Origin of the sequence: Vibrio sp. 779(2023) (assembly GCF_033344285.1) — a bacterium.
GTDB classification, from domain to species: domain Bacteria; phylum Pseudomonadota; class Gammaproteobacteria; order Enterobacterales; family Vibrionaceae; genus Vibrio; species Vibrio alginolyticus.
On record NZ_JAWPOM010000024.1, the window covers coordinates 21721 to 35347 of the forward strand.

Consider the following 13627-nt stretch of genomic DNA (forward strand, 5'->3'; position numbering starts at 1 on the left):
TGAGTTACAATCTCGGGCTGTGTTTTCACAGCCCGTTTTTGTATATCAGGAATACAGCTCAACAGTATGGAAATTATTCTAATTACAGCCGCTTTTTTAGCTGGTTTTATTGCGCTTAAATGCAGCCTCCCTCCCCTCGTTGGTTTTCTACTAGCTGGATTTGGCTTGCATGCATTTGGTTACCAAAGCAATGACGTTATTGTCACTCTCGCAGATCTTGGTGTTACTCTTCTTCTGTTTACTATTGGACTCAAACTCGATGTAAAAACCCTGCTGTCCAAAGAAATATGGGGAGGTGCAACCGCCCACAACATACTCTCTACCGCTTTTTTTGCCCTAGCGTTATCCGGCTTAAAACTACTGGGCTTGACTTCGCTAGCCAGTATGGACGGCAGCCAAATCCTGCTCTTAGCTTTTGCACTATCGTTCTCTAGTACCGTTTTTGCCGTAAAAGCATTGCAAGAAAAAGGCGAAATGAACGCGACCTACGGCACACTCGCGATCGGTATCTTAGTTATGCAAGATATTTTTGCCGTAGTATTCCTGACTGCTTCAACCGGAAAAGTCCCAGAATGGTATGCCATCGGTTTGTTCGCACTGCCTTTCCTTCGTCCCCTATTCTATAAGCTGCTCGATAAAGTTGGCCACGGCGAAATGCTGGTGCTATTCGGTATTTTCTTCGCGCTTGTTGTCGGTGCTGGGCTATTCGAGTTGGTCGGGATGAAACCAGACTTGGGCGCGCTAATTTTAGGCATGCTACTCGCAGGTCACCCAAAAGCCTCAGAACTATCCAAGTCATTATTCAATATGAAGGAGCTCTTTTTAGTCTGCTTCTTTTTGAACATTGGCTTATCCGCCTCATTGAGCGTGAATGGCGTCGTTCTCGCCCTGCTATTTATCTTACTGCTACCAATCAAAGGACTCTTGTACTTCGTCACTATTAATCATTTTAAGTTTCGAGTACGTACCTCTTTGCTCGCCTCTTTATCACTATTTAACTACAGTGAGTTTGGTCTTATTGTTGCTGGGTTGGCCTATAAAATGGGCTGGATGCCAAGTGATATGCTTGCTGCGATTGCGGTTGCGGTGTCGGTATCCTTTGTAATTTCCGCGCCACTTAACCGCCTTAGCCATAAAATTTATCAACATTCAGGTAAGTGGCTGCAAGAGACAGCGGTAGAAAAGCTCAATCAACGCGACCAACTCATCAACCCAGGTCATGCCCAAGTATTGATCTTAGGTATGGGGCGTATTGGAACGGGCGCTTATGATGAGCTACGTTCACGCTATGGCAAAATTTCATTGGGTATAGAAATTCGTGAAGACGCTGCACATCATCATCGTTCAGAAGGAAGAAATGTGATTTCTGGTGATGCCACCGACCCGGATTTCTGGGAGCGAATTTTAGATACAGGTCATGTAAAACTGGTTCTGCTTGCAATGCCACATCATCAAGGTAACCAAACAGCACTTGAGCAGCTTAAACGCAGAAAATATAAGGGGCAAATTGCCGCTATCGCCGAATACCCAGATCAATTGGAAGGCTTACTTGAAAATGGCGTTGACGCAGCATTCAATATTTATAGTGAAGCTGGTAGCGGTTTTGCTCGACACGTCTGTAAACAACTTCAACCTAAATTCACACCAATTAAATAAGCAACAGCACTGATATTTTTCGGAAGGCTTTCTATTGATAGAAAGCCTTTTTTGTATAGTTTTTATACCAAACCTTGATCTCATTCACCAAAACAACGGTTGAGTTAAATGTTTTCCATATATCAAGGCCTTTTATCATTTTTTTAATCACAAAACGTTGCTTTTTTTATTAGTAATGGCAAATTTAAACCATACCGATTAGAAATTGTTTAGTTTAGTAAGGATGTAGTATGTGTTCAGTATTTGGCATTTTAGACATTAAAAGCGATGCAGCCGCATTGCGCCCTATCGCATTAGAGATGTCGAAAAAACTTCGTCACCGTGGCCCAGACTGGTCTGGGATTTACTCTTCAGAGCGTGCTATTTTAGCGCACGAGCGCTTGGCGATTGTTGGTCTAAATAGTGGTGCACAGCCGCTATACAGCCCTGATAAGAAGCTCATCCTTGCCGTCAATGGTGAAATCTACAACCATAAAGAAATTCGTGCTCGTTACGAAGGAAAGTACGAATTTCAAACCGATTCAGACTGTGAAGTCATTCTTGCACTTTACCAAGATATGGGTGCAGATCTCCTTGAAGAACTAAACGGTATTTTCGCTTTTGTTCTCTACGACGAAGAAAAAGATGAGTATTTAGTCGGCCGTGACCATATTGGTATTATCCCTCTTTATCAAGGTCACGATGAGCATGGTAACTACTATGTGGCATCAGAGATGAAGGCTCTTGTTCCAGTATGTAAAACAGTAAGTGAATTCCCTCCTGGTAGCTACTACAGCTCTAAAGATACTGAGCCAACACGTTACTATGTTCGTGACTGGAACGAGTACGCAGCAGTACAAGGTAACAGCACTAGCAAAGAAGAATTGACTGAAGCGCTAGAAGCGGCTGTTAAACGCCAACTAATGACTGACGTGCCTTACGGTGTACTTCTTTCAGGCGGTCTAGATTCTTCTATTACATCTGCGGTAGCAAAACGCTTTGCAGCGATGCGTATTGAAGATGATGAAAAGTCTGAAGCTTGGTGGCCTCAACTGCACTCTTTTGCTGTTGGCCTAGAAGGCGCGCCTGACCTGAAAGCAGCTCGCGAAGTTGCCGACCAAATTGGTACCGTTCACCACGAAATGACGTACACGATTCAAGAAGGTTTGGACGCGATTCGTGACGTGATTTACCACATTGAAACGTATGACGTGACGACTATCCGCGCATCAACACCTATGTTCTTAATGGGTCGTAAGATCAAAGCGATGGGTATCAAGATGGTATTGTCTGGTGAGGGCGCTGACGAAATCTTTGGTGGCTACCTTTACTTCCACAAGGCGCCAAACGCGAAAGAGTTCCACGAGGAGACAGTGCGTAAGCTGCTTGCTCTGAACATGTTCGACTGTGCTCGTGCTAACAAGTCGCTGGCAGCATGGGGAGTTGAAGGACGCGTACCTTTCCTAGATAAAGAGTTCATAGATGTAGCAATGCGCTTGAACCCAGCAGACAAGATGTGTGGCAACGGTAAAATGGAGAAACACATCCTTCGTGAGTGCTTCGAGCACTACCTGCCAGAATCGATCGCATGGCGTCAAAAAGAGCAATTCTCTGATGGCGTTGGCTACAGCTGGATCGATACGCTGAAAGAAGTCGCGGAACAGAAAGTGACAGACCAGCAGATGGAAACAGCTCAATATCGATTCCCATACAACACGCCAACGACAAAAGAAGGCTACGTGTACCGTGAAATCTTTGAAGAGTTATTCCCACTTCCATCAGCAGCAGAGTGTGTACCAGGAGGCCCTTCAGTAGCGTGTTCTTCAGCGAAGGCGATTGAATGGGATGAATCGTTCCAAAACTGTGTTGACCCATCAGGTCGTGCAGTACAGACCGTTCACAACGATTCATACTAATTCTCTACGATAAAGATAAGGGTCGGTTCGTCCAACCCTTTTAAAACAGACAGAAAATTAGATACGATCAAAAAGAGGTGCTTTTGCACCTCTTTTTATGTTTGATGGAATTAGGCTATTTTAAGTCTAAATCACTATTGTCTATGCTGACAGGCACACGCTTGGTGATCATCTGAACTAGCATAATTGAGCGTTTCTCACCATCTTGTTCTTGGAAGATGGCATCTATGCCCGCAAATTGACCGCTTTTAACTCTAATTTGATCGCCTGGTTTTGGCATGCATTCAGAAACGGTATTGTCATTACAACACTTTTCTAGCTGCATCAATTCGAAGACCAAGTCACCTTGAACTTCTTTCGGTTGAGCACCAAAACGCACAAAGTCAACAACACCTCGAGTAGAGCGGACTGAGGTGAAGTTTGGCCCTTGCTCATAATCAAAGTAAGCGAATACGTAACAAGGAAACAGCGGTTCCTCGACTTTTTGTCTTTTACCGCGCAAAATCTTCTCAACTTCTACAGTTGGATAAAAGCACTCCACACCTTGGTTTTCAAGGTGTTGTTTCGCCCTAACCTGCTCCCCACGTTTACAATAAAGTAGATACCAACGTTTCATCTTTTTACTAGCCAATTCTATTTTGTTTTTATCCTAGCATTAAGCCAAAGTTGAGTCATTGATATTCAGTTTATCTATAAAAGTATGATTATACATCGCTCGCATTAACGAAATTTTTCAGCAACTTACGATAAAGAAGTCCATAGTCAAAAATGGAAATTAAGTTTGTAACACAACCAATACACCATCATATAATCTGCAAATCCAATCAAAAACAGCCACTTAACAAACAAAAATAGTTGAATGGCAAAATTTTATTATTTGTCACTCGTTGAATTGCATTGTATACGTAGAAGTCGTTAAAAAATGTAATAACTATTATTAGAAGAGCTTATGTCAAACCAACATCAATATTTTGGTCATCCACGTGGCCTGTTCTTATTGTTCGGTACTGAACTGTGGGAACGCTTTTCTTACTACGCAATGCGTGCCATTCTCGTGCTTTACCTCACCGATACAACAATGAACGGCGGCCTTGGCTGGTCAACCAAAGACGCATTAGACCTATACGGCATATACACAGGGCTTGTGTATATCACGCCTCTTATCGGTGGTTACCTAGCAGATAACTATTTAGGTCAACGTCGCTCAATTTTGCTTGGTGGCGCGTTAATGGCCATCGGCCAGTTTACTCTTGCACTTCCTGCTGATGCTTTAGGTATTGGTTCGCTACACAGTTTCTATTTAGGTCTTGGCCTACTTATCACTGGTAACGGTCTCTTTAAGCCAAATATCTCAACCATGGTTGGCGACCTTTATCAAGAAGGTGACAACCGTCGTGACGGCGCATTCACTATCTTTTATATGGGTATCAACTTAGGTGCATTACTTGCCGGCGTCGTTTCTGGCTCTGTGACAACCTCTTACGGTTGGAAAGCAGGCTTTGTTGCCGCTGGTGTGGGTATGCTGGTTAGCCTAGTGATGCAAATGGTACTGGCTCAATCATGGCTTGGTGATATTGGTCGCGAACCAGCGGCGAAACGAGATCTAAACAACAAAAACGCCACCACGAAGCAGCCACTCACCAAAGAAGAAGTGAATCGACTAAAAGTAATTCTGGTCATGAGCTTATTCACTATTGTCTTCTGGGCAGGCTTTGAACAAGCTGGTGGTCTGATGAACATCTACACTCAACAATATACTGATCGCATGATTGGTGGTTTCGAAGTTCCTGCTGCGTGGTTCCAATCACTAAACCCATTTTTCATTATTACTCTAGCGCCAGTTCTGGCTGTCCTTTGGGTAAAATTGGGTAAACGTGAACCTACTTCGCCAGTGAAATTTGCGATGGCACTATTTTTCTTGGCGATTGGTTTCCTTTGTATGGTTGGCGCAGTGCTAGAACAAGGTGGAGATACAACAGTAAAAACATCGATGTTATGGTTGGTCGGCGCTTTCTTCTTCCACACATTAGGCGAGCTGTGTTTATCACCAATTGGTCTTTCATTGGTGACTAAATTAGCACCGCTTCGCTTAGCTTCACTTATGATGGGTGCATGGTTTGGCTGTAATGCGATTGCTAACTATGTTGCGGGCTATGTGGGCTCTCACGTAGGCGAGTTAGGCGCTATGGCTATCTTTAGTGGTATTGCGGTCAGCGCAACCGTAAGTGGCGTAATTTTGCTCCTATTCTCTAATACACTCGTTCGCTGGATGCATGGCGCTGAAAATACGCACAGCACGGCAGAGCAAGTAGAAGAGCAGCAAGTACAAGTTGCTTGATCGCTCAACTAAACGTAGAAAGGGTCGCTATTGCGACCCTTTTTTGTATCTAAAGTTTAGATTGAACTAACTCAACCATCATCTCGATATGAAGTTCACTATCGTTCAAACAAGGGATGTAGGTAAAGTTTTCGCCACCAGCTTCAAGGAAAATCTCTTTACACTCTTCCGAGATCTCTTCCAACGTCTCTAAACAATCTGACGAAAATGCAGGGGTCACAACATTAATATTTTTCACACCCTTTGCAGGAAGTGCTTCTAGGGTCTTATCGGTATAAGGTTGAAGCCACTCTTCTCTCCCAAATCGGGACTGATACGTCATGCCAATTTGTTGTTCGCTTAAACCTAACGCTTCCCCAAGCAAGCGAGTCGTCTCTTCACAATGCTGTGGGTAAACATCACCATTGTCAGCATAGCGTTTTGGAATACCATGATAAGAACACAGCAGGTAATCTCCTTGACCATTCTTTTGCCAATGTTCACGAACTGAATGCGCTAACGCTTCAATATATTTCGGGTGATTGTAATAATCACGAATAAAGCTAAAGCCTGGCATCACCGGCAGGTTTTTAAATGCTTTAGTGATTCCGTCAGAAACCGCTGCCGTTGTTGTGCCCGAGTATTGCGGATACAAAGGTAAAACAATGACCTCATCAACGCCTTGCGCCAATAGGGCTTCAAAGCCTGATTGCAAACTTGGGTTACCATACGTCATACCAAGCTCTACAGGTATATCAAGCTTTTGTGCTAACTTTTCCGTTTGGCGTTGAGAGTACACCATCAACGGCGAGCCCTCTTCCATCCATACTGATTGATAGAGTTTGGCAACTTTAGGAGCTCGGATAGGAAGGATAACGCCGTGCAATAGTGGACACCAAAGCCATCGAGTCATGTCTACCACTCGGTGATCATGAAGAAACTGACTTAAAAAGCGCTTTACGGCAGGAGCGGTTGGTGCGTCAGGAGTTCCCAGGTTAACTAGGAGTACACCCTGTTTATTATTCTCTTTCATAACATCCTATTCATGGTAAACGGCTTGGTTCATATATTTAAGTAACCTCAAAGTAACGAATAGCCGAGCTGAAGTTAATTAGATATATGTTTACGAGTAAACTAAAAAAAGCGACCACTTGGGCCGCTTTCAATATATCAAAATATTAAATTTTTGACTTCAGCAAATTAAGATAGTGCTTTCTCGATATCCGCACTAACTTCAGCTACTTGCTTAGTACCATCAAACTTAAGGTACTTAGTCTTTCCTGCTTCAGCTTCTTTGCCGTAGTAGTTGATTAGCGGTGCAGTTTGCTCGTGGTAAACACCTAGACGAGCACGTACTGTTTCTTCTTTGTCGTCATCACGAACAACAAGATCTTCACCAGTTACATCATCTTTACCTTCCACTTTAGGCGGGTTGTAAACCACGTGGTAAGTACGACCAGAAGGAAGGTGAGCACGACGACCAGCCATACGCTCAACAATCACATCGTCTGCAACGTCAAATTCGATAACGTAGTCTACGTCTACGCCCATTTCTTTTAGGCCGTCAGCTTGAGGGATAGTACGTGGGAAACCATCTAGTAGGAAACCGTTTGCACAGTCTTCTTGAGCGATGCGCTCTTTGATAAGACCAAGGATGATTTCATCAGAAACTAGCTGACCAGCGTCAATAACAGCTTTAGCTTGTTTACCAAGCTCTGTACCTGCTTTGATAGCAGCACGAAGCATATCACCAGTAGAGATTTGTGGAATACCGTATTTTTCCATGATGAAGTTTGCTTGTGTGCCTTTACCTGCACCTGGAGCACCTAGAAGAATGATGCGCATGATTTATCCTCTTTAATATTTAAGATTTATACCGAAGCTCACAATAGCTGACCTCTTAGACATCAAACCTGAGAAGCACCTGCAACGATAAGTTTCGGTATAACGTATATAGGCGAGCAAAAATACACGCCTTATTACTCACATTCAAGTCGCAGATTCTATCACAGGTTCTCTGAGCAAAGAGTGTATTAAGACTAAAGAATGTTAACAGTACCCTCTTTCACGCCCTATTGATTATTAACTCAGCACTTGAGATGCAAAATTTTGCGACAACAAACAAAAAGCTCGCGAAATGCGAGCTTTTTGATTTGCAGAGGTTATTACACCTTAGTCAAAAGTTGATTAACGGCTCCTAAGAACTCTGTTGGATCCTCAATAGAGCCTCGCTCCGCGAGCATTGCTTGACCAAGCAGAACTTCAACCCAGCGACCAAACGCTTCTTCATCGGCTTCGTCAGCCATACGCTTAACCAATTCGTGCTCAGGGTTTAGCTCAAAGATGTATTTCACTTCCGGCACAGCTTGACCAGCTGCCGCAAGAAGCTTCGCCATTTGAGTGCCCATTTCGTAATCGTCCGTTACCACAACAGCAGGCGTAGATGCGAGTTTGAAGGTCGTACGAACTTCTTTCACACGATCGCCTAGGTAAGACTTCGTGCGCTCTACAACCGACTTGAACTCTTCTTCGGTTTCTTTTTGCTTCTCTTTTTCTGCTTCATCTTCAAACTGACTTAGATCAAGCCCAGCCTTAGTGATTGACTGGAACTGTTTACCATCAAACTCAGTTAAGTAGTTCATCAGCCACTCATCAATGCGGTCGTACATCAAGATAACTTCAATGCCTTTCGCTTTGAACTGTTCTAAGTGAGGGCTGTTTTTCGCAGCTGCATAGCTGTCTGCCGTCAAGTAGTAGATCTTATCTTGACCTTCTTTCATGCGCTCAACGTAAGACGCCAAGCCCACAGTTTGCTCAGAAGAGTCCACTTCAGTTGAAGCAAAGCGCAATAAACCTGCAACTTTCTCTTTGTTTGCAAAGTCCTCCGCAGGGCCCTCTTTCATCACAAGACCAAACTCTTTCCAGAATGATTGGTATTTCTCTTCGTCATTCTTGGCCATACGCTCGAGCATCGTTAGCACGCGCTTAGTACAAGCATTACGTAGAGACTGAGTCACTTTATTGTCTTGTAAGATCTCACGCGATACGTTTAGCGGTAAATCGTTTGAGTCTATTAAACCACGTACGAAGCGTAAGTATGACGGCATAAATTGCTCTGCATCGTCCATAATGAATACGCGCTGTACGTACAGTTTCAAGCCTGATTTGTGGTCGCGGTTCATCATATCCCAAGGTGCTTTCGATGGGATGTATAGTAAGCTCGTGTAGTCGTTTTTACCTTCTACACGGTTATGACTCCAGACCAATGGATCGGCAAAGTCATGTGATACGTGCTTGTAGAACTCTTGATACTCTTCTTCTGAAATATCAGATTTGTTACGCGTCCACAGTGCTTGGGCTTTGTTGATTTGCTCCCACTTCTTCTCATCCGTTTCCTTGCCTTCGTCATCACGAACAACAGTTTGGATTGAAACAGGAATGCCGATGTGATCAGAGTACTTACTGATAACGTCACGTAGACGCCACTCATTCAAAAACTCTTTACCCTCTTCACGCATATGAAGAATGATGTCGGTACCACGTGACTCTTTGGTAATGTTTTCGATGGTGTACTCACCTTCACCCGCTGAGTGCCATTGTACCGCTTCATTAGCGGCTAGACCCGCAGCGCGAGTGCGCACGGTAACGGCGTCAGCAACGATAAATGCCGAGTAGAAACCAACACCAAACTGACCAATAAGCTGAGAGTCTTTGCTCTGCTCTTCAGATAGCTTTGAGAAAAACTCGGCTGTTCCAGATTTTGCGATTGTTCCTAAGTGCTCAATCACATCATCACGGCTCATACCGATACCGTTATCAGAAATGGTTAAGGTATTTGCGCTTTCATCAAACGACAGTTTCACGCAAAGGTCTGCATGACCTTCGTATAGATCTGGGTTAGATAACGCCTGAAAGCGCAGTTTGTCTGATGCATCTGATGCGTTAGAGATCAGCTCGCGCAAAAAGATCTCTTTATTTGAATAAAGAGAATGGATCATTAAATGCAGTAGTTGTTTTACTTCTGATTGAAAACCACGAGTTTCTTTATTTTGAGATACGGTTTCGCTCATGTGTGCTCCATAACATCTAAACTAATTGGCTTTTTCATAGGGACAAGTTTGTGACTTTCCCCTTGAAATCACCTTACCGAGATGTCATTTAACATGTGGCTGACAAATGTAAATTCAAGGTCAATATTGCTAAAAACGGTGTTTTTTTAGAAAATTTTAATTATCCTACCCGTCTAAAAGCATCTAAAATGTCGTGCGCACTCCAAGCGCCCCGGTAATTTTGTGACATAAATCACCATAATTACAACATCATCCATCTAAGAAGAACTAAATGACTAACATTGGCACCAAATTTCTACTTGCTCAAAGGTTCACCTTTGATCCAAATAGTAATTCGCTCGCTGACCAACAAAACGGCAACGACGTTGTACGATTAGGAAGCAACGAAAGCCGTATACTTCTGATGTTGGCAGAGAGACCAAACGAAGTTTTAACCCGTAACGAGCTTCACGAGTTTGTTTGGCGTGAGCAAGGTTTTGAGGTGGATGACTCAAGCCTGACTCAAGCGATTTCTACTCTGCGTAAGATGTTGAAGGATTCAACAAAATCTCCAGAGTTTGTTAAAACGGTACCTAAACGTGGCTACCAACTCATTTGTTCAGTGGAACGCTTGAGCCCATTTTCTACTGACTCTAACACTGACGTTGAAGAAACCGCTTCTGAACAAGAAGCGCCAGCAGTGGAGTTAGAAGCGAGCGATACACCACCAACAGAGATAGTGACCGATACTACTGCTGATCTTGAGCCTCAAGTAGAGCCGACTAAAACTCAGCCGAAGCCAGCATCTAACACGATTAACTGGCTACCGCGTGTCATTATCTTTTTCTCTCTGCTGCTTCCTGTTTGCGTATTGTTATTCACGAACCCTGCGGAATCCCAATTCCGTCAAATTGGTGAGTATCAAAATGTACCAGTGATGACACCTGTAAATCACCCTCAAATCAACAACTGGTTGCCTTCAATAGAGCAATGCATTGAGCGCTACGTGAAGCACCATGCAGAAGACTCGTTACCAGTGGAAGTGATTGCCACTGGTGGACAAAATAACCAGCTGATTCTGAACTACATTCATGACAGTAACCACTCTTACGAGAACGTAACACTGCGTATTTTCGCAGGTCAAAACGATCCAACAGACATCTGCAAATAAAGGAGGCCAATATGAAGATTAAATTAGCATCTGCGGTTTTGGCCGTATCCGTTCTTTTCAGTAGTTGGTTGTATTGGGGAAGTGACCTAAAAGTGGAGCAGCTCCTCACAGCAAACGAATGGCAGTCGACCATGGTGACAGTCATTACAGACAGCTTGCCTGACGATACTGTCGGCCCACTACGCCGAGTTAATGTTGAATCAAACGTGAAATATCTCCCTAATGGTGACTATATTCGCGTAGCAAATATAAAACTATTCGCTCAAGGTTCAACCGCAGAATCAACGATAAATATCTCGGAAAAAGGCCGCTGGGAAGTAAGTGACAACTATTTGTTGGTCTCGCCTTCGGAGTTTAAAGATATTTCATCTTCTCAATCAAAAGACTTTTCCGAAGCACAGCTACGTTTGATTACTCAAATTTTTAAGCTAGATGCGGAGCAAAGTCGTCGTATTGACGTCGTAAACGAAAAAACACTATTGCTCACTAGCTTGAACCACGGTTCTTCGGTACTGTTTAAAAACTAATTTTGATTGGATGATAAGGGGGCAAGACGCCCCCTTTGTTTTGCTTATGGATTGGCTAGATACCCTTACCCTTTTTTTCGGTTCACTAATCGCCAACACGCTGGCTTCACTTTCCGGTGGCGGAGCAGGCTTGCTTCAATTCCCTTTACTCATCTTTCTCGGCTTACCGTTCTCCGTTGCGCTGGGCACACATAAGGTGGCTTCGGTCGCTTTAGGCTTAGGCGCAGCAAGCACGCATTTAAGATCAGGCACTATTAAATGGAAAGTCGCGCTCTACCTTATCTTGTCCGGTAGTACTGGCGTGATTTTAGGGGCTAACTTAATTGTACAGATCCCTGATGGTATCGCGGAAAAGATGCTCGGCACGATGATCCTAGCGCTGGGTATCTACTCGCGACTTAAGACATCGCTAGGCCAAGCTGAAGTAATACGCAACCGTCATCCTATTGGTTGGGTTATTGGTGGAATTGGCTTACTGTTTATCGGCATCATTAACGGATCTCTTACCGCAGGTTCTGGTTTGCTCGTGACACTATTTTTGGTGCGCTGGTTTGGTTACGACTACAAACAAGCCGTTGCTTACACCATGATTTGTGTCGGCCTGTTTTGGAATGGCATTGGAGGCATTGCCGTCGTACAGGCAGGGGCCCCTATTCACTGGGCTTGGCTGCCTGTTTTATTGTTAAGCTCATTTCTAGGCGGCAGTTTAGGCGCATGGGCCGCGACTCGATACAGTAACAGAGTGATTAAAGTTGCATTCGAAATTCTCACGTTTGCCGTGGGCATCAAGTTGCTGGTTTAAAAAGATTAAAAGGAAAGTTTCATGGATAAAGCAATCATTGATATTTATTACTGCCGCCAGTGCAACTGGATGTTGCGTTCAACTTGGCTATCGCAAGAATTACTGCATACTTTTAGTGAAGAAATAGAAACAATCAGCTTACACCCAGACACAGGTGGTCGCTTCGAAATTTTCTGTAATGGCCAGCAAATTTGGGAACGGAAAAAAGACAGCGGCTTTCCTGAAGCCAAGGTGCTAAAACAGCGCGTTAGAGACATTATCGACCCAGAACGCGATTTAGGACATTCAGACACAAAATAGGGAGCAATTCGCTCCCTATTTTTTTACTTAGTAAAACCGTTAAATCATGGTTTGTGCTAATACTTCGCCTTCTGGCGTTTTTACCGTTAGCTTATTGTCTTCTAGAGTACCAAAGCTTCTCGGTAAGCCATTACGTGGGAATGTCATCGAGCCTGGGTTGAATATAATGGCTCCATCTTGCATCTCTGCGACGGGAACATGTGTATGCCCGTGGGCGATGATATCACCTTCGCGCAGTGGCGGCCGTTTTTCAGAGTTGTACAAGTGACCATGAGTCAAAAAGATTCTCTTGCCAGATTCAAGTAGCACCCATGAGTAATCCATCATCATTGGAAACTTCAATAGCATTTGGTCTACTTCACTATCACAGTTGCCACGTACAGAAATAATTTGATCACTGTATTGGTTCAATAAGTCTGCTACCTGTGGAGGGTTGTAGCCTTCCGGAATAGGGTTTCGCGGCCCATGGTTTAGCGTATCTCCTAGCAAAATCAGGTGGTGCGCACCAGAGGCCAGAAATAGCTCAATGGTTTCTTTAGTTGCTGGCAAAGAGCCATGCAGGTCTGAGGCAAAAAATAGTTTCACGACATCGTCTCCTCAAAAAGTATGAGGTCATTCTACGGCATTTTTTTAGCAGCTCAACCTACGACGGTTTGAATACTACTGATAGCGCAATGATTCAATGACCATAGGCAAAACATAGAACCATGCTGCATACGCTGTTCCAACCAACACCAGTATCCAAAACACCATCGACATAAATTTTGATTTGGCTAGATGGTGCAGCGGATCGGGCTCTCCGCATCCTGGACATGCATGAGCGCGTTTTGAGATTTGTTTCTCACACACGGGGCAAGAGACTAAAGGCATGATACAGATTCCTCGACATTAGGCTTAGGGCGCAAAGAAT

Annotated in this window: 13 protein-coding genes; 7 read left to right on the plus strand and 6 right to left on the minus strand. The window is 43.9% G+C overall.

All coding sequences use genetic code 11. The features are described from left to right. The first annotated feature begins 66 nt into the window (after window positions 1-66). Both R8O70_RS21385 and asnB read left to right on the plus strand, forming a co-directional pair. Window positions 67-1656: a cation:proton antiporter family protein gene (locus tag R8O70_RS21385; protein WP_005384981.1), complete on the plus strand. Its 1590-nt coding sequence runs from the start codon at window positions 67-69 to the stop codon at window positions 1654-1656. A 230-nt stretch (window positions 1657-1886) separates the two neighbouring features. Then, entirely contained in the window at window positions 1887-3551 is a 1665-nt protein-coding gene (asnB, locus tag R8O70_RS21390; protein ID WP_005384979.1) for an asparagine synthase B, read from the plus strand. Between the two features lie 115 nt (window positions 3552-3666). Here asnB and rfaH read toward each other — a convergent pair whose 3' ends face one another. Further along, the gene (gene rfaH / locus R8O70_RS21395; protein WP_005382098.1) at window positions 3667-4167 is read right to left on the minus strand and encodes a transcription/translation regulatory transformer protein RfaH; all 501 of its coding nucleotides are present in this window, start codon (window positions 4165-4167) and stop codon (window positions 3667-3669) included. Between the two features lie 333 nt (window positions 4168-4500). Here rfaH and R8O70_RS21400 point away from each other — a divergent pair, with 333 nt between their 5' ends. After that, the gene (locus R8O70_RS21400; RefSeq protein WP_005382097.1) at window positions 4501-5889 is read left to right on the plus strand and encodes a peptide MFS transporter; all 1389 of its coding nucleotides are present in this window, start codon (window positions 4501-4503) and stop codon (window positions 5887-5889) included. A gap of 49 nt (window positions 5890-5938) precedes the next feature. On the opposite strand, the gene hemH is transcribed toward R8O70_RS21400, so the two are convergent. The 3 genes from hemH to htpG form a co-directional block, all read right to left on the minus strand. Then, window positions 5939-6901, minus strand: a complete 963-nt coding sequence (hemH, locus tag R8O70_RS21405; protein WP_213893637.1) for a ferrochelatase — start codon at window positions 6899-6901, stop codon at window positions 5939-5941. A 167-nt stretch (window positions 6902-7068) separates the two neighbouring features. After that, entirely contained in the window at window positions 7069-7713 is a 645-nt protein-coding gene (adk, locus tag R8O70_RS21410) for an adenylate kinase (RefSeq protein WP_005382094.1), read from the minus strand. 320 nt (window positions 7714-8033) lie between these two features. Beyond that, window positions 8034-9938 (minus strand): molecular chaperone HtpG, encoded by a 1905-nt coding sequence (htpG, locus tag R8O70_RS21415; RefSeq protein ID WP_258623745.1) that lies wholly within the window; start codon window positions 9936-9938, stop codon window positions 8034-8036. Between the two features lie 271 nt (window positions 9939-10209). Between htpG and R8O70_RS21420 the strand changes: the two genes are divergently transcribed. From R8O70_RS21420 to R8O70_RS21435, 4 genes are read left to right on the plus strand one after another with little or no spacing between them, the layout of a single operon-like run. Further along, window positions 10210-11088 carry a transcriptional regulator gene (locus R8O70_RS21420; protein WP_054575223.1) on the plus strand — a complete coding sequence of 293 codons (879 nt, stop codon included), beginning with the start codon at window positions 10210-10212 and terminating at the stop codon, window positions 11086-11088. 11 nt (window positions 11089-11099) lie between these two features. Next, window positions 11100-11615, plus strand: a complete 516-nt coding sequence (gene toxS, locus R8O70_RS21425) for a transmembrane regulator ToxS (protein WP_005382091.1) — start codon at window positions 11100-11102, stop codon at window positions 11613-11615. A 46-nt stretch (window positions 11616-11661) separates the two neighbouring features. Beyond that, window positions 11662-12417 (plus strand): sulfite exporter TauE/SafE family protein, encoded by a 756-nt coding sequence (locus tag R8O70_RS21430; protein ID WP_054575224.1) that lies wholly within the window; start codon window positions 11662-11664, stop codon window positions 12415-12417. Between the two features lie 21 nt (window positions 12418-12438). Then, a complete protein-coding gene (locus R8O70_RS21435; RefSeq protein ID WP_005382088.1) occupies window positions 12439-12717 on the plus strand; it encodes a SelT/SelW/SelH family protein in 279 nt (92 codons plus the stop codon). Window positions 12718-12756: 39 nt separating this feature from the next. Here the strand turns inward: R8O70_RS21435 and yfcE are convergent, their stop codons facing one another. Together yfcE and R8O70_RS21445 are read right to left on the minus strand one after the other, a co-directional pair. After that, the gene (gene yfcE / locus R8O70_RS21440; protein WP_017634822.1) at window positions 12757-13302 is read right to left on the minus strand and encodes a phosphodiesterase; all 546 of its coding nucleotides are present in this window, start codon (window positions 13300-13302) and stop codon (window positions 12757-12759) included. A gap of 75 nt (window positions 13303-13377) precedes the next feature. Continuing rightward, window positions 13378-13587, minus strand: coding sequence for a hypothetical protein (locus R8O70_RS21445; protein ID WP_005382086.1), 210 nt, complete (start codon window positions 13585-13587; stop codon window positions 13378-13380). Window positions 13588-13627: the final 40 nt, after the last annotated feature.